The sequence below is a fragment of the Musicola paradisiaca NCPPB 2511 genome (assembly GCF_000400505.1).
Lineage (GTDB): Bacteria > Pseudomonadota > Gammaproteobacteria > Enterobacterales > Enterobacteriaceae > Musicola > Musicola paradisiaca.
Genome location: NZ_CM001857.1, coordinates 30,559 through 48,275 on the forward strand (window position 1 = coordinate 30,559; position 17,717 = coordinate 48,275).

14 protein-coding genes are annotated in these 17,717 nt (G+C 60.6%); 6 read left to right on the forward strand and 8 right to left on the reverse strand.

Going from position 1 to position 17,717, the window contains the following annotated elements; translation table 11 throughout:
- Positions 1-80: 80 nt before the first annotated feature.
- From pdxR to DPA2511_RS00170, 7 genes are all read right to left on the reverse strand, one after another.
- On the reverse strand, positions 81-1,565 hold the full coding sequence (gene pdxR / locus DPA2511_RS00135) for a MocR-like pyridoxine biosynthesis transcription factor PdxR (RefSeq protein ID WP_012763667.1): 1,485 nt from the start codon (positions 1,563-1,565) through the stop codon (positions 81-83).
- A 400-nt stretch (positions 1,566-1,965) separates the two neighbouring features.
- Positions 1,966-3,081 (reverse strand): alkylhydroperoxidase domain protein, encoded by a 1,116-nt coding sequence (locus DPA2511_RS00145; protein WP_012763668.1) that lies wholly within the window; start codon positions 3,079-3,081, stop codon positions 1,966-1,968.
- Positions 3,078-4,118 (reverse strand): putative FMN-dependent luciferase-like monooxygenase, encoded by a 1,041-nt coding sequence (locus tag DPA2511_RS00150; protein ID WP_026595087.1) that lies wholly within the window; start codon positions 4,116-4,118, stop codon positions 3,078-3,080. Before DPA2511_RS00150 ends, DPA2511_RS00145 begins: the two co-directional genes overlap by 4 nt.
- Positions 4,119-4,141: 23 nt before the next feature.
- On the reverse strand, positions 4,142-5,782 hold the full coding sequence (locus DPA2511_RS00155) for a dipeptide ABC transporter ATP-binding protein (RefSeq protein ID WP_012763670.1): 1,641 nt from the start codon (positions 5,780-5,782) through the stop codon (positions 4,142-4,144).
- 2 nt (positions 5,783-5,784) lie between these two features.
- Complete coding sequence (locus tag DPA2511_RS00160) at positions 5,785-6,639, reverse strand: ABC transporter permease (RefSeq protein WP_012763671.1); 855 nt, start codon at positions 6,637-6,639, stop codon at positions 5,785-5,787.
- 2 nt (positions 6,640-6,641) lie between these two features.
- Positions 6,642-7,577 carry an ABC transporter permease gene (locus tag DPA2511_RS00165; protein WP_012763672.1) on the reverse strand — a complete coding sequence of 312 codons (936 nt, stop codon included), beginning with the start codon at positions 7,575-7,577 and terminating at the stop codon, positions 6,642-6,644.
- A 179-nt stretch (positions 7,578-7,756) separates the two neighbouring features.
- On the reverse strand, positions 7,757-9,400 hold the full coding sequence (locus DPA2511_RS00170; protein ID WP_012763673.1) for a TIGR04028 family ABC transporter substrate-binding protein: 1,644 nt from the start codon (positions 9,398-9,400) through the stop codon (positions 7,757-7,759).
- Positions 9,401-9,787: 387 nt separating this feature from the next.
- On the opposite strand from DPA2511_RS00170, the gene DPA2511_RS00175 reads away from it, so the two are divergent.
- On the forward strand, positions 9,788-10,813 hold the full coding sequence (locus tag DPA2511_RS00175) for a virulence RhuM family protein (protein WP_012763674.1): 1,026 nt from the start codon (positions 9,788-9,790) through the stop codon (positions 10,811-10,813).
- A 231-nt stretch (positions 10,814-11,044) separates the two neighbouring features.
- On the opposite strand, the gene DPA2511_RS00180 is transcribed toward DPA2511_RS00175, so the two are convergent.
- The gene (locus DPA2511_RS00180) at positions 11,045-11,815 is read right to left on the reverse strand and encodes an SDR family NAD(P)-dependent oxidoreductase (RefSeq protein WP_196805862.1); all 771 of its coding nucleotides are present in this window, start codon (positions 11,813-11,815) and stop codon (positions 11,045-11,047) included.
- Positions 11,816-12,109: 294 nt separating this feature from the next.
- Here DPA2511_RS00180 and DPA2511_RS00185 point away from each other — a divergent pair, with 294 nt between their 5' ends.
- The 5 genes from DPA2511_RS00185 (at position 12,110) to DPA2511_RS00205 (ending at position 17,704) form a co-directional block, all read left to right on the forward strand.
- Complete coding sequence (locus DPA2511_RS00185; protein ID WP_012763676.1) at positions 12,110-13,435, forward strand: aspartate aminotransferase family protein; 1,326 nt, start codon at positions 12,110-12,112, stop codon at positions 13,433-13,435.
- Between the two features lie 325 nt (positions 13,436-13,760).
- Positions 13,761-14,597, forward strand: a complete 837-nt coding sequence (locus tag DPA2511_RS00190) for an ABC transporter ATP-binding protein (protein WP_012763677.1) — start codon at positions 13,761-13,763, stop codon at positions 14,595-14,597.
- Positions 14,587-15,465: an ABC transporter permease gene (locus tag DPA2511_RS00195; RefSeq protein ID WP_012763678.1), complete on the forward strand. Its 879-nt coding sequence runs from the start codon at positions 14,587-14,589 to the stop codon at positions 15,463-15,465. Before DPA2511_RS00190 ends, DPA2511_RS00195 begins: the two co-directional genes overlap by 11 nt.
- Complete coding sequence (locus DPA2511_RS00200) at positions 15,466-16,554, forward strand: ABC transporter permease (protein WP_012763679.1); 1,089 nt, start codon at positions 15,466-15,468, stop codon at positions 16,552-16,554.
- Positions 16,555-16,693: 139 nt separating this feature from the next.
- Complete coding sequence (locus DPA2511_RS00205; RefSeq protein WP_012763680.1) at positions 16,694-17,704, forward strand: ABC transporter substrate-binding protein; 1,011 nt, start codon at positions 16,694-16,696, stop codon at positions 17,702-17,704.
- Positions 17,705-17,717: the final 13 nt, after the last annotated feature.

The following is a 17,717-nucleotide window of genomic DNA, read 5'->3' on the forward strand; positions in this document are numbered from 1 at the left end:
GGTCTACCGCCGACGCCGCCTGAAGAAGCGGTTATCGCGGCGTAATGCGTGGCTGCTATGGCGATGGCAGGGCGCTCCGCTCAGCGGATGCGGTGATGAAAGGCTTCCGCCAGCCGGGTAATGCCGGCTTCAATCTGATCCGGGAGGATAGCGTGGAACCCCAGCCGGAAATAGTTTTCCGGCGCGGCGGCATCAAGAAAATGCGCCTGTCCCGGTTCAATCAATACGCCATTGTGCGCCGCACGCCAGGCCAACTGCCGGGTGTTGCACCCCTCCGGCGCCTGCAGCCAAAACGCATTGGCGTGTTCACTACCCGTCATGCGTCGGCACTCCGGCAGCCAGCGATCCAGCGCATTGTTTAACGTATCCCAGCGGCGTGCGGAGTCTTCACGATAGCGATGCAGATAGGCTTCGTAATATCCCTGAGCCAGAAAATGCGCCATCTGATGCTGGATATGGGTGGGCGGATGGCGGTACGACAACCGACGCAATGCCCGCAGCTCATCGATCAACTCCGACGGCGCCACCAGATATCCCAACCGCAGGCCGGGCGACAACGACTTCGAGAGACTACTGACGTAAATCACCCGTCCGCCGGTGTCGCTGGCTTTCAGCGCGGCGCGGGGGTAAGGGTCAAAGTTGGTTTCTGAGTCGTAATCGTCCTCGATAATGATTTGATCGTGAAGGTTGGCATGTTCCAGCAATGCACGGCGCCGGGCGTCGCTCATCCTTACGCCGGTAGGCGCCTGATGGCTGGGCGTAATGTAGAAATAGTCGCACTGGCGCGAGGCATCGGCCAGGCGCAGCCCCTCATTATCCAGCGTATGCGGAATGATTTGCGCCCCTTGCAATGCAAAGGCATTGATGGCTTCGCGGAATACCGGGTTTTCCACCGCCACCTGGGTCGTGTGACTGAACAGCAACTGCGACAACAGCGAGAGCGCGTTCTGTGAGCCGAGCGTAATCAGGATTTCGTCGGCGCGGGCGATGATGCCGCGTTTGGGCAGGATACGTTGTCGTACTTGCTCGATCAGTAGCGGAACGTCCTGATCAATATTGTCGTAAAGCCAGTGGTGATCGCGGTGGGTGCCGGTCACTCTTCGTGTGGTTTCGCGCCACTGCTCGATGGGAAAAAGTTGCGTATTGGGTTGGCCGTAAATAAAGGGGTACGGATACGCCATCCACTGGGCGGGTTTCATAATGGCGAGGAAGTTACTCGGGCTGACATTCAGGCGTTTGCCCCAATCTGGTGCCTGTTGAGCGCTATCATTGGCCGCTTGTTGCGGCCAGCTCGCCGCCGCGGCTTCGGGTTGATGGTAATCCGGGTGCAGGTAATAGCCGCTGCGCGGGCGGCTGACCAAATAGCCGTCGCTTTGCAGCCCCTCGTAAACCAGCGCCACGGTATTACGGGAAATATTCAGCTGGCACGAGAGCTTACGGCAGGAGGGCAGCGCTTCATCCACCGGAAACACCCCGGAAAGAATCGACGTGATCAGCGTCTCCCGCAGTTGCTCCTGCAAACTCCGGTGAGCCACAAAATCGATATGCAGACAGTGTTCGATCATCTTTTCCCTCCTCCTGCTGAATGAACAACAAACAATATAAGCAAGATATATACCGGAAAGCGCGATGTGCCGCGGTGACGTCGACGTGCGGCGGCCTGAAGGGAATGCGGTTGTTGTGTATTGCCCGCTGACGCGGACGTCAATGCTGTTGTCGGCGGGCAGCGCGCGGATCCGGCCACGCTGAACATGAGGTATTGGGATGCCCCCGCCAGCCGTGCCTAAAACGCGCAGGAATTCATGGCGTGTTGCGTGACCTCTGCTTGGTTTGCCGCTGGCTTCGGCCCAGATTCCGCCGTTCCGCCTGGCGGCACGGCATCATGATCCGGGTAGCCGTTATGCCAAGGGCGGCGGAACATCATCCTGGCGACGCAACGTGCGGGCTCAGGTAGGCATGTGGCGTTCAGCCCTGCGGCTGGAAAGGTTCGCCCAGCGTCAACATCAGCCGGTTGGCCCAGGCAAAGAAGGCGGCGGACTGGATCAGGTCAAGTATCTCCAGCGTACTCAGCCCTTGTTGACGCAACCGCTCGATATCCTGCGGGTTAAGCTGCGCAGGTGTTACGGACAGCCGTGCCGCGACATCAATGATGGCCTGCCAGCGCGGCTCCTGTTCTACACTCAGATCGCCGCCGGGCGCGACCGCCAGCAAGCGCTGTACCGCATCATGCCGTTTGGCCAGTTGGCTGGCTTTGCGGGCGTGCACCGACGCGCAGTAAATACAGCCGTTAACCTTGCTGGCGACGGCGGCGGCCAGCTCGCGTTCGGCGCGCGGCAGCCCGCCGCTGGTGTAAAAAATGCCCTTGTCGGTCAGGGTGCGCTGTTCCAGCACGGGCTGATTGCGTCCCAGCAGGCGGAAATAGTCCGAGTGGGTATGGCCGAATTTCGCCAGCACCGCCTGTTCTGCAGCGCTGAACTCCGCCAGCGGTTTGGCGGGGATCCAGGGTTCCCACGCCAGTTCTTCCTGGGTGAAGGCCAGCGGCGCCGGCTTGCCGTTGTGGGTCAGCGCTTGGGTATGCCAGGCGCCGGCGGCAACGGCAACCGTATCGGTTTCGGCGACCGGTTGCCCGGCCAGGAGGCGAAAGCCGCGCAGCAGGCGGCTCTGGAAACTGACGAATGCCGTCAGCTGCGACAGCGTGACGATGTCGTCCGTGATCCAGCCGGCCTGCAACAAGGCGTGCAGATGTTCGTGTGTGGCCGTCGCCGGGCGGAAGGTCAGCCGCTCGGCATGCGCCAACGCCAGTTGCAACGCATCACTGTCGGCCGGTACGGGGAAATCCGCCAGTCGCTCGGCATAGAAGCGTTGCAACACGCTATCCTGATGCCAGCCGCTGATTTTTTCCGCCAGCAGAAAACGCAATGCCGGCGTCAGATTGCCGCTGGCCGAGGCGGAAAACAGCGCCTCATGGCTGCCCTGCGTATGCCGGGTGGCGGCGTCGCGGACGGTTCGGGCCTGCGCCAAATCGGTATTCGGGGCGATCTCCGCCAACTGCTGCAAAATATCCTGTGTCGAAAAACTCATGCTATCTCCTGCCCAACCGGGCTGTTTTGTTGCGCTTTTTTCGTCTGCCAGCCCAGCGCCGGCGCCACCTGGGTGGCAATCAGTTCCAGCGAACGCAGAATAGAGGCGTGCGGTGGATCGATGGAGTGCACCTGGAACGACAGATCGGTGGTACGCGCCAGCGCGCTATCCGCCAGCAGCGAGGCGATGACGTCATCCGGTGCGCCCACATGGCTGTCGAAGGAGGCGATCAGTTCTTCCACCGAACCGTCGCGCGAGGGGCGGCCCAGCCGGGCGAGGCGGGCGGCAGAGCGTTGCAGGCCGGTTTGCGCCAATTGCAGCGCCAGCGCGCGGTCATCCGCCACAAACACGCTGCGCGAGCCCATGATGCGCGGCTCGACGCCATCGGGCAGCGCGTCCAGATAGGCATCGATCATCGGGTTTTGCAGGTCGGCCAGCGTGGCGTCGGCGTGGTTTTCCGCGCGCGGCTGGGTGCGGGACAGCATGAGCCCGTCACCGGCTTTGCCGGCGCGAATGGCGCCCTCCACCGAAAAAGTGGCCTGCCACACGCGCTGGTTGAGATGCGGCGCGGTCGGGTAAAGCTGGTTGCCGTCGCCGCTCAGCGGCACGCCGGCCCAGGCGGCGCGAACCTGCGCCAGATAACGAGCCAGAATGTCGCCGCGCTGCTCGCTGTTATGGCCAAATGCCGCGAAGGACGAAGGTGTGCCGCCCGAACCGATACCCACTTCCAGGCGGCCGTCGCTTAGCAAATCGAGCACGGCGGTGTCTTCCGCCACGCGCAACGGTTGCTCCATCGGCAGCGTGATAACGCCGGTGCCAAGCCGGATGCGGCGCGTGCGCGCCGCTACCTGCGCTAAAAACACCAGCGGCGACGGCAGGCCACCTTCGTCGGCGTGAAAGTGGTGTTGCGCCACCCAGGCGCTGTCAAAACCGAGCTGTTCGGCGCGGATAATCTGTTCCGTCGCCAGCCGGTAGCGTTGTCCCGCCGGTACGTCATCCAGCAGACGGGTAAAAAACCCCAGGCGTTTACGCATTATGTTTATCCTCTCATCGCAATGGTTCAGGCGTGGATCAGGGCGCGGCGCCCCGGAATGGCGTCGATCAGCGCCTGGGTATAGGGTTGCTCCGGCTGGGAGAAAATCTGTTCCACCGGGCCGGACTCCACCAATTTGCCGTGGCAGAGTACGGACACGGTATCGGCGATTTGCCGGACGACGGCGAGATCGTGCGAAATGAACAGATAAGTCAGTCCCAGCGCGGTTTGCAGTTCTTCCAGCAGCCGCAGGATTTGCGCTTGCACCGTGACGTCAAGCGCGGATACCGCTTCGTCCAGCACCAGCACCTTCGGCTCCAGCACTAATGCCCGGGCGATAGCGACGCGCTGACGCTGGCCGCCGGAGAGCTCCGCCGGGTAGCGTTGCAGCAGCGAGGCGGGCAATGCCACCCGCTCGAACATCTCCGCCACTTTTTGCTGGCGCTCCAGACGGCGGTAACGGCCAAAATTACGCAGCGGTTCTTCAACGATATCCGCCAGCCGTTGCGCCGGGTCGAGCGAACTGAACGGGTTTTGGTACACCAGTTGGATGTGCTGGCGAAACTGACGCAGCGCTTCACCGCGTAGCGGGGCGATGTCAGTACCGTCGATCACAATGCGGCCGGCGGTCGGACGCTGGAAGCCGAGCAGCAGGCGGGCGGTGGTGGTTTTGCCGGAGCCGGATTCGCCGACGATGGCGTGGGTGGTACCCGGCGCGACGCTGAACGAGATATCGTCCACCGCGCGAAACGGCGTGGTTTTGCCCGCCAGCGGGAATTCCTGCACCAAATGCTCCACGGTGACGATGGGGGCGCCGTCCTGCCGGCGGCTGGGGCGTTTGGTCGCCGCCAGCGAGGGAATGTTGTCCAGCAGCGTGCGGGTGTACGGGCTTTGCGGCGCGGACAACACCTCCCGCACCGGCCCCTGTTCTTGAATATAGCCCTGGCGAAACACCAGCAGTCGATCGGCGCGCTCGGCCGCCACCCCCAGATCGTGGGTGACGAACAGCACGGCGGTGCCCTGTTCCCGGCGCAGGTCGTCCAACAGGTCGAGAATGCGTTTTTGCACCGTCACATCGAGTGCGCTGGTGGGTTCGTCGGCGATGATCAGCGCCGGTTTCAGCGCGATGGCGATGGCAATCAGCACCCGCTGTTTCATGCCGCCGGACAGCTCATGCGGATACTGGGCGGCACGCAATTCCGGCTGCGTCAACCCGACGCGCGCCAGCAGCGCCAACGTCTGCTGACGGATGGCTTTGCGATCGCCGCGGTTCTGATGCAGCCGCAAAATTTCGTCCACCTGTTCGCCGATGGTTTTTACCGGGTTGAGGGAACTGCCGGGATCCTGCGGCACCAGGCTAACGACGCTGCCGCGAATACTGTCCAACCGTTTTTGCGGCCAGCGGCTGATGTCGATGCCGTTCAGGCGGATGGCGCCGCGCGCCAGGCGGCCGTTATCCGCCAGTAACCCGATGACGGACTGGGCGGTGGTGGTTTTACCGGAGCCGGATTCCCCTACCAGCGCGACGACTTCGCCGGGCCAGATGGAGAACGAAACGCCCTCCACCACGATGCGTTCGCCGTCGTCGCCGCGATAGGCGATGGTGACGTCGTCCAGCGCCAGTACCGGTTGCGGCGCCTGGGTTTGCAAACCTGCCAGCAGACTCATGTTCATGCCCTCCGCAGCGATTGACTGACGCGGTTGGCGGCGAGCACCACCGCTACCACCAACAGGCCGGGGAACGTCGTCAGCCACCAGGCGGTCGCCAGGTAGTTGCGTCCTTCGGCGATCAGCAGGCCCCATTCCGGGGTTGGCGGCGGCGCGCCGTAGCCCAGGAAGCTCAGCGTGGCCAGCTCCAGAATGGCGTAGCCGAATTGCAGCGCGGCATAGGCCAGTACATTGGGGAGCGCATTGGGCAGAATGTGCCGCCAAAGCACGCTCCAAAAGGTTCCGCCGCTGCCGAACGCCGCTTCTACGTAGTCGCTGTTGCGTACGCGCAACACTTCCGCCCGCACCAGCCGGGCGAATTTGGCCACCAGAATGGTGCCCACGGCGATGGAGGCGTTCACGTTGCCGAAGCCGAGCAGGATAATCACCGTCAGCGCCAGCAGCAGGCTTGGGATCGCCAGCAGCACATCGACGGCGCGCATGACCAACGTATCCGAACGTCCGCCGAGCGCGCCCGCCAGCAGGCCCAACAGACTGCCGAGGCCGAGACCCAACCCGACGGCGATCGCCGCGCCGGACAGCGAGTGCGACGCGCCATAAACCATGCGGGTGTAAACGTCGCGGCCGAGCTGATCCGTGCCCAGCAGAGCATGTTGACCCGGCGCCAGCCGCTGCGCGCCCGCAATGCCTTCAACCGGGTTGGCGTGGGTGAACAGCGCGGGGAACAGCGCCCAGAGCATCACGGTGAGCAGCACCAGCCAGGCGAGAAGCAGCCCCGGCTGGGCGATGTAGCGGCGCAGCCGCAGGGTTTTCCGGCGCAGCGGAAAAGTCATTTTTTCCAGTTGAATCGTCGCCATGGTTATACCTCCGCCCGTTTTTTCAGGCGTGGATCAAGCAGGGGATAGAGCAGGTCTACCAGCAGGCTGACCGTGACGAACGCGGTGGCGGACACCAGCACAATAGCCTGCAGTACGCTGGCGTCCTGGGTGTTGACCGCTTCTTGCGTCAACTGGCCCAGCCCGCTGCGGCCAAAGACGGTTTCGGTGATCAGCGCGCCCGCGATCAGTTCGCCCAGCAGCATGCCCGCCAGCGTGAGTGCGGGCAGGGCGGCGTTGCGGGCCACATGACGCCACAACACGCCGCTGCGGCTGATGCCTTTGGCGCGCGCCACCGCCACAAACGGCTGCGTCAGCACCTGATCGATGCTGCGCATCAGTACCTGGGCGATTGGCGCCGAGATCGGCACCGCCAGCGTCAGGATCGGCAACACCAATCCCTCCCATTCGCCGGGGTTGATCACAGAAACCCAGCCCAAGCGGAAGGAGAACACCTGAATCAGCACGATGCCCAGCCAGAAGGTGGGGATGGAAATAAACAGCGACGGTACGGATTGAAAGGCCTGCCGCAGCCAGTAGAAGGGCGACAGCGCGGAAAGAAACGCCAGTGCGAACGCCAGCAGTACCGAAACGCTGAAACCGAGCACCGCCAGCAGCAGCGTCGGCGGCAGATTGGTCGCCAGCAGCTCGCCGACCGGCAGCCCCGCGTGCAGCGAGAGGCCGAAATCGCCATGCAGAATGCGCGCCAGCGACGCGAAATACTGCGTCAGCATCGGAACGTCCGTACCGTAGGATTGACGCAACTGCGCAATCTGGTCGGCACTCAGCCCCAGCTCCGGGTTCATGAATTTGATCAGCACCGCATCGCCCGGCAGCGCCTGCAACAGAATGAACGACAGGGTGAACGCCGCCCACAGCACGCCGAGCGCCTGCCCGATGCGTATCGCCAGATATTTCATGCCTCACCTCCTGATTCGGCCTGTGCCGCCATCGGCGCCATGCGCGACGGCGGTTTGATGACGTTCAACCTGATGCCGGGATCGACGTCGACGAGCGAACGCCGCAAGGACTCCCGGCCTTCGCCCGGCGGACAGACTTTGGCGATCGCTGTTATGCCGGGCTCAGGCGGGGCGTCGGGTTACTTGTCCAGCCAGGTGTTGTAGAAGCTGGGGCGGCCGACGGCTTCAAAACCGATGCCTTTGGTGGCGGCGCGCCCGGCAAACACCTGTGGTTCTTCAAAAATCGGAATGACGTAGGCTTGATCGATCAGGTAGTTCTGCACGTCGCCCACCAACGCCAGCCGCCGGGGGCGATCGGTAGTGGAGGCAATGCCGTCCAGCAGCGCGTTCAGGCGCGCATCTTCAAAGGTTTTCACCTTGTCGCTCACGCCGCCTTTTTGCAGCAGCACGTTACGCAGCGTTGGATAATATTGGCTCTTCAGTACGTCCGGGTCGGCGCGGCCCACCATGCCCGGCGCGACGCCGGTTTTTTGTGGATCGAGGCTGTCCACGGTTTTGCTGCCGGCGTCGCCCGCCAGCACGTTGAGCTTCACGCCTAACCTGGCCCACTGTTGCGCCACCAGTTGCAGCATCTCTTTGTTCTGCGGTTGCGGCAGTGATTCATAGGCGGTCAGGGTCAATGTTTGTCCGTCTTTTTCACGCAGGCCTTGCGCGCCGGTTTTCCAGCCAGCCTCGTCCAACAGGCGCGACGCCTGCGCCGGGTCAAAGCTCAGCTTTGACGACAGATCGACATAGCCGGCGGCGGTTTTCGCCAGTACCGATGTCGCCTGCGGGTAGTTGCCGGAGTAGAGCGTCTGGACTATCTCCCCGGCGTTGGTGCCGTGCAGCAGCGCCTGACGAACACGGATGTCGGCGACCAGCGGGTTATCCGGGCGGAAGTTGATGCTGTTGTTGACGCCGCGAGTAGCGGCGGCATAGACGTGGATGCCTTCGCTCTGCACCCGTTTTTCGTCATAGGCCTGAATCTGGCGGATAACGTCCGCCTGACCGGAAACCAGCGCGCCAATGCGCACGCTGTCTTCCGGCGTGACCAGATAAGTGATGCCGTCCAGATAAGGACGACCCTGATGTGTGAATTTCACCGGCGCCCAGTTGTAATCCTTGCGGGCCGTCAGCTTCAGTTCACGCCCCGGTTTTTCGCTGCTGACCACGAACGGGCCGGAGCCGATGATGCGGGGAGCGTCTCCCAACTGGTTGAAGTTGCGGGCCAGGGTACTGAGGGATACCAGCCCGGAACCGATGGCCGATGTGCCTTGCAGAAAGCCGGGCGACGGTTTTTTGAAGTAGAACTTCACCGTCAGCGGGTCGATGACTTCGCTGCGCAGGTAGTTGTTGATCACTTCCGACACCGGCTGGTTCAGTTCCTTGTTGCCGAGGCCGTAGGTATCAAAGTTTTTGGCGACGGCGTTGGCGTCCAGCGGTGTACCGTCGGAGAACGTCACGCCGGGGCGCAGTTTGAAGGTGTATTCGGTACTGTCGGCGTTGATAGTCCAGGACTCGGCGATCCAGGGTTCAATCTCCAGCGTTTCCGGGTTCTGGTAGGTCAGCTTGTCGGTGATCTGGTTAAGAATGCCGCCGTTCGGGTAAAAACCACCGGCGGGCGGATAAAGATTGGTATGGGACTGCTGTTCGAGATACACCAGTGTTCCGCCGGTTTTCGGCGCTTTCTCGTCGGCCTGTGCCGTGGCGCCATTTCCCAATAATGCTAATGAAATAAACAGACCCATCTGCCGATTATGCGGAGCATCAAATAAACCAAACATGGTTTTTCCTTTATTTATTAAATGATTATTTGAAAATAAGCCAATGACTGGGGCGACAGGCGCACTGCCGTTGAGACACGATACTTTCACAGTGATATTGAAACGACAAAGTATAAGAATGGTAATTGTTATGCGATTTTCATGTAAAAACACGGTGACGCAGATGAACGTCAGTCAGCAGTACAGATGAGAAAAAAGAGGGAGACAGAGCGCGCTGAGGGGGGGCTGGGATGATGATTGTGGTGGCGCTTGCGTCATGGTGTCTTTGCTGTGAAGACTTCATGCTTTAGATCGGGGACAACTATCCTGGTGGGCAACGGATCATTACAATTGGGCAATTCCGCCGATGATAAATAACGTACCCGATAACGCAAATAGGGTGACTGAATGACAGATAACATACCCCAACCTCCTCAAGGCGAGTTGGTTCTTTTTACCAGTGCTGATGGTAAAACCCGCGTCGAGTGTCGTTTTGAGTCAGACACCTTGTGGCTTTCTCAAGCCATGATCGGTGAGTTGTACGGCAAGGCGAAAGCAACCATCAGTGAGCATATAAAAAATATCTTTGCTGAAGGTGAATTGGACGAAAATTCAGTTGTTCGGTTATACCGAACAACTGCGGGAGATGGAAAATCATACAATGTTCAATACTTTAGCCTGAAATTAGTATTGGCGGTTGGTTATCGTGTCCGTTCAATACGTGGTACTCAGTTCCGCCAATGGGCAACTCAAACCTTACAAGAGTATCTGATCAAAGGCTTCGTTATGGATGATGAGCGCCTGAAAAACCCACCCGTCGGCCACTCTGCGGTGCCGGATTACTTTGATGAAATGCTGGAACGCATTCGCGATATCCGAGCCAGTGAGCGACGTGTTTATCTGCGGGTGAAAGAAATCTTTACCATGGCCGCGGATTACGAGCCATCCAATCAAGAGACCAACCGCTTCTTTCAAACCATCCAAAACAAGCTGCACTATGCCTGCACGCATATGACGGCCGCTGAGCTTATCGCCAACCGTGTGGATGCCAGTAAGCCGGATATGGGTCTGACCAGCTACAAAGGCGATGAGGTACGTAGGACTGACGTCACCGTTGCAAAGAACTATCTGCATGAAGACGAAATCAAAGAGCTTAATCGCATCGTCAATATGTGGCTCGACTTTGCCGAAGATCAGGCTCTGCGCCGCAAGCAGGTATTCTTACAGGACTGGGCAGACAAGCTTGACCAGTTCTTAAGTTTTAACGATCGGGATGTTTTAAGTGGTGCTGGGAAAATATCCAAACAAGCGGCAGATGATAAGGCCAAACGGGAGTTTGACCGTTTTGCCCAGCAGCGCCGCCGCTTAAAAGAAGCCGAAGGCGCACAAGCCAATATCGCTGCACTTAAGGCAATACTCAAAAAAGACAGATAGCAGCCATACCACAGCCCTGATCTCGGATGAGGTTAGGGCTAAGTTTTTTTCAGGAGATAAACCCTGTTGTTCGATGAGGGAGTGATAAGCCAGCAAGGACAGCATCTGAACCGATGGTGCTGTCAGGGCGGTGAAAAAATCTCTTTTCTTATCAATAGGTATTCTGAATAGGCCTCGACGATCCTGGCGTATGAGCGATCGTCGGGGCTGGCTTTTCGTACCGTAATACGTTTATGCCGGATCGCGGTCGATGGCGAATGGCGACCAGGCCTGACGTACCGGCATCACCTCAACCCGGTTGATGTTCATGTGATCCGGCAGTGTGGCGATGTAATAAATCTGCCCGGCGATGTCTTCCGCCGTTAGCGGCGTAGTGCCGCGGTAGAGGCGATCGGACGCATCCTGATCGCCCTTGGTGCGCACCAGCGTGAATTCGGTTTCGGCGATGCCGGGCGCCAGGTCGGTCACGCGCACGCCGGTGCCTTGTAAGTCGCAGCGCAGGTTGTAGCTGAACTGTTTCACAAAGGCTTTGGTGGCGCCGTAAACGTGGCTGCCGGGATACGGCCACTGGCCGGCGATGGAGCCGATGTTGATGATGCTGGCGCCTGTACCGGTGCTGATGAGCGTCGGCAACAGCGCATGGGTGACGTTGACCAGCCCTTTGGTATTGGTGTCGATCATGGTGTGCCAGTCGTCCAGTTGCACCGATTGCGCAGGCTGCGGCGACAGCGCCAGCCCGGCGTTGTTCACCAGCGTTTTCACCGCCCGGAAACCGTCCGGCAGGTTGTCGACCACCGCTTGCACCGCGGCGGCGTCGCGCACGTCCAGCGTGGCGATATGCACCGGCACCGTGGAAGACAGCTCATCCGCCAGCGCTTGCAGTCGTTCTGCGCGGCGTCCGGTCAGAATTAATGACCAGCCCGCACGCGCGAAATGATACGCGGTGGCGCGACCGAACCCGGACGTGGCGCCGGTAATAAACACAATATTGCTCATAACGATGGGTTCCTCTCGATGGATGATGTGCGATGGACGGCGTAGGAAGCACTTCCCGCGAATGATCGCCATGGCGGCAGCAGGCCGTTCAGCATGATTTCAACTCTACGAATAAGGCCTGGCGGCTCACAGGGCCAGTTCGCCGGAAAGGATGGGACACATCTGGCTCATTAATCATCGGGAACTGGCTCTATCGCCTGCGACGGTTTTCTTCCTAGTCTCAAACCATGATGTGTTTCACGTTCGTCGGCAGTGTTGCGCCGCCGGGGGCGTGCCGTGGGTATGACGAGGGTAAACAAAATGACGTTGAAACAGGTGCAATCGAACGAAGAAGTCCGCCAACTGGACAGACAATATGTCTTTCATTCCTGGTCGTCGCAGGGGGCGCTAAACCCGATGGTGATCGCCGGCGGCGAGGGGTGCCGGTTGTGGGATTACGAAGGCCGCTCCTATCTGGATTTCAGCAGCCAGTTGGTGAATACCAACATCGGCCATCAGCATCCGAAAGTGGTGGCGGCGATCCGTGAACAGGCCGGGCTGCTGACCACGATTGCGCCCGCCACCGCCAATCTGGCGCGCGGTGAAGCGGCAAAGCGCATTGTGTCCCATGCGCCGCAAGGGCTTAACAAGGTGTTCTTCACCAACGCCGGCGCCGATGCCAACGAAAATGCCATCCGCATGGCGCGTCTGTTCACCGGCAAGGAAAAAGTGCTGTCCGGCTACCGCTCCTACCACGGCAACACCGGCGCGGCGATCGGCGCCACCGGCGACTGGCGCCGCCTGCCGAATGAATACTCTCGCGGTCATGTGCATTTCTTCACGCCTTATCTGTACCGCAGCGAGTTTCATGCGACGACGGAACAGCAGGAGTGCGCGGCGGCGTTGCATCACCTGCGCCGCATTATCGAATGCGAAGGGCCGAATACCATTGCCGCTATTTTGCTGGAAACCATTCCCGGCACGGCCGGTATTCTGGTGCCGCCCGCCGGTTATCTGCAAGGGGTGGAAGCGCTGGCCCGCGAGTTCAATATCATACTGATTATGGATGAGGTAATGGCCGGGTTCGGCCGTACCGGCAGTTGGTTTACCTGCCAGCACTATGGCGTAACGCCGGATTTGATCACCTTCGCCAAAGGGGTGAACTCCGGTTACGTGCCGGCGGGCGGGGTGATTATCTCCGAGCGCATCGCGCACTTTTTTGATGACCGGCTGTTCCCCGGCGGCCTGACCTACTCCGGCCATCCGCTGGCGATGGCGGCCATCGTCGCCACTATCGATGCGATGGAAGAGGAAAAGGTGGTGGAAAATGCCGCGACAATCGGCGACGGCATTCTGGCCGAGGGCCTGAAAAGTATCGGCGAAAAATACGCTATCGTCGGTGATGTGCGTGGCAAAGGGGTGTTCCACGCGCTGGAGCTGGTGAGCGATCCGGCTGCCCGCACGCCGTTGCCCGCCGCCCGCATGGCGGAGCTGAAAAAAGCGTTGTTGGATCGCGGCATGATCGGTTTTATCGCCGAAAACCGCCTGCATGTGGTGCCGCCCTGCATCATCACCGCCGACGAAGCCCGGCAGGGGCTCGCCATTATCGATGAAGCGCTGGCGGAGTTGAGCAACACGCTGGCGTGATAGCCCCTGTGTGAGTTTGTGTCAGTCATAATGCGGTCAGTGGTGACGATGATGCCGAACGCGATACCCGGATGGGGTCGCGTTCGGCGTTTGTTGAAAAGAAACCCGCCTTCGTGTTCGTCGCTTCCTGTCCCGCTCTCTTGCCCCATCGGAAAGCAATTGTGTCGCTAACTGCACCAATCTGGTCATAAAAAAGGATTATATGGCGGGTAAAATGCGCCATTTATCTCATTTGGCTCAAAAAATAAACATTGGCACAGAAATGGCATGGTTAAAGGACGAAACCTAACCATACGGTCAGAAAATTACCTGAGGGAGAACCGTAATGAGCCAGATGGTCTACGTCGACGAACCTTCCGTGGTGGCGTTAAAGCCGGCGTCGGCGCCGCGCCCGGCGATCGTGGTGCGCGACGCCAATGTGATTTACCCGGCGGCGGATCAGCCGGTGCATGCACTGAAAGACATCAACCTGACCATTCGTCAGGGCGAGTTCGTCTCCTTTATCGGGCCGTCCGGCTGCGGAAAAACCACCCTGCTACGTGCTATCGCCGACCTGGAGCCGATCACCACCGGCGAGGTGCTGGTCAATGACATGACGCCGTCCGAGGCGCGGCAGGCCGGGGCTTACGGCTACGTGTTTCAGTCGCCGGTGCTGCTGCCGTGGCGCACGGTGCTGGCCAACGTGATGCTGCCGTTGCAGATTCAGGGCGTGCCGCCCGGCCGTTGTGATGAAATCGCCCGTGAGCAGTTGGCGCGCGTCGGCTTGAAAGGGTTTGAGAAAAAGTACCCGTGGCAGTTGTCCGGCGGGATGCAACAGCGGGTGTCGATCGCCCGTGCGCTGGGTTTCGAGCCGAAAATCCTGATGATGGATGAGCCTTTCGGCGCACTTGATGAATTGACCCGCGACAACCTCAACCAGCAATTGCAGCAGCTATGGTTCAGCGAAAAACGCACCATGGCGTTCGTCACTCACTCGATTTCGGAAGCGGTCTATCTCTCCACCCGCATCGTCATCATGACGCCGCGTCCGGGGCGGATTGTAAAAATCATCGAATCGCCGCTGCCTGACGAGCGCGATTTGTCGCTGCGGGATACGCCGGAGTTCATCCGGCTGGCACAGGAAGTCAGGGAGGCGCTGGTGGAGGGGCATCATGAACACTGAGTTGATCAGGCGTCATGCATTGCCGGTCGGCGTGGTGCTGCTGGCGGCGTTGCTGGGTTGGTACCTGCTGGCCGTCGGCCTCAATGCCGCCGGCGCGATAGAGCGCACGCTGGCGCCGAAGGGGAACTGGGGCTGGCGCGAGCTGGTGGCGACCACCTTGTCGATGCCGCGCCCGGTGCTGCCGGCGCCGCACCAGATCCTGCTGGATATCTGGAACAGCCTGACCCAGTGGCCGGTCACGTCGCCGCGTAATTTGCTGTTGCACACCTGGGTGACGGCCAGCGCTGCGCTGACCGGTTTTTTCATGGGGCTGGCGTTGGGGCTGGGGCTGGCGGTGTGTATCGTCCATTCCCGCACGCTGGATAAGGCGCTGCTGCCGTGGATTGTCGCCTCGCAGACCGTACCGGTGCTGGCGATAGCGCCCATCGTACTGGTGATCCTCGGCAGTCTGGGGATTACCGGCATGTTGCCGAAAGCTACCATCGCCATGTACCTGTGTTTCTTTCCCGTCACCATCGCCACTGTGCAGGGGCTGCGTGCGCCGCAGAAACTGGAAATGGAGCTGGTGCATACCTATGCCGCCAGTCGTATCGATACGTTTTGGCTGGTGCGGTTGCCGTCTTCGCTGCCGTACCTGTTTCCGGCGTTCCGGGTGGCGATCGCCAGCGGGCTGGTGGGCACCATGGTGGCGGAATTGCCGACCGGGGCACAGGCTGGATTGGGTTCCCGTCTGCTGACCGGCTCCTATTACGGCAACACGGTACAGATTTGGTCGGCGCTGGTGATGGCGTCGTTACTCGGGCTGGGGTTGACCGCGCTGGTCAGCCTGACGGAGCGGCTGGTGATGCGCCAGCGCAAGGGGGCTTGAATGATAAAAACCAGACCGATTCCCGGCGTGGTGCTGCTGATCGCGGCGCTACTGTCCCTGGTGCTGGCAGGGATTCAGGCGTTCAGCCACGACGCGCCGTCGTGGGCCGCGTTGGCGGCGGACGCCGTTCTGCTGGCCGCTTGCTTTACCGCGATGTCGCCGACGATGGCGGTGTGGCGCTGGCTGACGTTGATGGCGTTGTTGGCGATCGGCGCGGTGGTGCTTGCCTCCCTGACCGATGAAGGGCTGGATGGCGCGACGCTGACAGCGCTGGCGCTGCTGGCCGGCGTCAGCGTGCAGGGGCTGGCGCGGCTGGCGGGGCGGCATTTGCCGGAAGGCGCGGTAGCGCTGTTGTTCGGCGTCTGGGTGCTCTATTTCTGGCAACTGCTGGTGACGTGGTTCGCCATTCCGCAGGTACTGTTGCCGACGCCGCTGGACATTCTGCAGGCACTGTTCGGCAGCGCATCGTTACTGGCGGGCGATGTGGTGCAGACGGTATTGAAATCCGTGCTGGCGGGCTACCTGCTCGGCAGCGGGTTGGGGATCGCGGTGGCGATGCTGATCGACCGTTTGCCGTTTTTGCAGCGCGGATTATTGCCGCTGGCGAACCTGACCAGCACCATTCCGTTGGTGGGCGTGGCGCCGATTGCGGTGATGTGGTTCGGCTTTGACTGGCCGTCCAAAGCGGCGGTGATCGTCCTGGTCACATTCTTTCCGGCGTTGGTCAGTACGCTGGCCGGGCTGCGGGCCAGCGGCAAGCTGGAGCGGGAGTTGATGTACTGCTACGCCGCCAGCCCGCGCCGCACGTTGTGGGCGTTGCGGCTGCCCGCCGCGCTACCGTTCATCTTCAGCGCACTCAAGGTCAACGCCACGCTGGCGCTGATCAGTGCGATTGTGGCGGAGTTTTTCGGCTCGCCTACCGCCGGGCTCGGTTTTCGTATCTCCACCGAAGCGGCGCGGATGCATATGTCGATCGTCTGGGCGGCGATCGTGGTCGCTTCGGCAATCGGCTCGCTGGTTTACGCCCTGCTGGTGCGTCTGGAGCGTAAGGTCAATTTCTGGCACCCCTCGGTTCGGGGCGTGTCTTAAACGGCGTCATCCATGTGGTATGACGTTGTTCAGCAAGGAAAAACAAGGGATAACCGAAAGCCGGCCGGGCCGGCGTCGAGGGAGCGCCCTGATAACAGGCAGCATGTTGGTTGTGTTCACTTAACCCGAGGAGTATCAGATGACAAAACGTTCCGTGTTTCGCCAGGGAGCGCTGCTGGCGGCCCTGTCCCTGACCTTTGCCTTGCAGGCGCAGGCCGCTGAAAAGGTCACGCTGCAACTGAAATGGGTGCCGCAGGCCCAGTTCGCCGGCTATTACGTGGCGCAGGAGAAAGGGTTCTACAAACAGGAAGGACTGGACGTCACCATCAAACCCGGCGGCACCGATATTTCCCCGGTACAGGTGATCGCCGGCAAGTCGGCGGACGTGATCGTCAACTGGATGCCGGACGCGCTGGCCGCGCGGGAGGCCGGCGTCCCGCTGGTGAACATCGCTCAGGTATTTGACCGCTCCGGTATGATGCTGACCTGTAAGAAATCCAGCGGCGTGGCGGCGCCCGCCGATCTGAAAGGTAAAACGCTGGGAGTCTGGTTCGGCGGCAACGAGTATCCGTTCTTCAACTGGATGAATAAGCTGGGCTACAAACCGGATGTGGACATCAAGGTGTTGAAACAGGGCTTCAACGTCGATCCGCTGTTGCAGAATCAGGCCGCCTGTATCTCCACCATGAACTACAACGAATACTGGCAGCTGATCGATGCCGGGGTGAAAAAAGATGACCTGATCACCTTCGCCTATGAGGATCAGGGGGTTTCCACGCTGGAAGACGGCTTGTATGTGCTGGGGCCGAACCTGAAAGACCCGGCGTTCGTCGCCAAGATGGCGAAATTCCTGAAAGCCTCCTTCAAGGGGTGGAACTATGCGGTCAACCATCCTGATGAGGCGGCGAAGATCGTGGTGGCGGAGGATGCCTCCGGCGCCGCCACCCAGGACGTTCAGCAGCGTCAGATGGAAAATGTGGCTAAACTGATCACCCATGCCAATACGCCGAAGGTGGGGTATCTGGATCCGGCGGCCTACCGTCGCACCATCGACGTGCTGCTGAAGAGCGGCGGCAGCAATCCGGTCATCAAAAAAGACCCGGGGGATGCCGCCATGAGTCATGTGGTGTGGGACGCGGCCATGAAATAAGCGCCTCAGCCAG

What these genes read in the sequence shown, in the direction of transcription:
- DPA2511_RS00145 (WP_012763668.1), bottom strand. Translation starts at nt 3,081, where the DNA reads ATGAGTTTTTCGACACAGGATATTTTGCAGCAGTTGGCGGAGATCGCC.
- DPA2511_RS00160 (WP_012763671.1), bottom strand. Translation starts at nt 6,639, where the DNA reads ATGGCGACGATTCAACTGGAAAAAATGACTTTTCCGCTGCGCCGGAAA.
- DPA2511_RS00165 (WP_012763672.1), bottom strand. Translation starts at nt 7,577, where the DNA reads ATGAAATATCTGGCGATACGCATCGGGCAGGCGCTCGGCGTGCTGTGG.
- DPA2511_RS00205 (WP_012763680.1), top strand. Translation starts at nt 16,694, where the DNA reads ATGACAAAACGTTCCGTGTTTCGCCAGGGAGCGCTGCTGGCGGCCCTG.
- DPA2511_RS00170 (WP_012763673.1), bottom strand. Translation starts at nt 9,400, where the DNA reads ATGTTTGGTTTATTTGATGCTCCGCATAATCGGCAGATGGGTCTGTTT.
- DPA2511_RS00195 (WP_012763678.1), top strand. Translation starts at nt 14,587, where the DNA reads ATGAACACTGAGTTGATCAGGCGTCATGCATTGCCGGTCGGCGTGGTG.
- DPA2511_RS00190 (WP_012763677.1), top strand. Translation starts at nt 13,761, where the DNA reads ATGAGCCAGATGGTCTACGTCGACGAACCTTCCGTGGTGGCGTTAAAG.
- DPA2511_RS00175 (WP_012763674.1), top strand. Translation starts at nt 9,788, where the DNA reads ATGACAGATAACATACCCCAACCTCCTCAAGGCGAGTTGGTTCTTTTT.
- DPA2511_RS00155 (WP_012763670.1), bottom strand. Translation starts at nt 5,782, where the DNA reads ATGAGTCTGCTGGCAGGTTTGCAAACCCAGGCGCCGCAACCGGTACTG.
- pdxR (WP_012763667.1), bottom strand. Translation starts at nt 1,565, where the DNA reads ATGATCGAACACTGTCTGCATATCGATTTTGTGGCTCACCGGAGTTTG.
- DPA2511_RS00185 (WP_012763676.1), top strand. Translation starts at nt 12,110, where the DNA reads ATGACGTTGAAACAGGTGCAATCGAACGAAGAAGTCCGCCAACTGGAC.
- DPA2511_RS00200 (WP_012763679.1), top strand. Translation starts at nt 15,466, where the DNA reads ATGATAAAAACCAGACCGATTCCCGGCGTGGTGCTGCTGATCGCGGCG.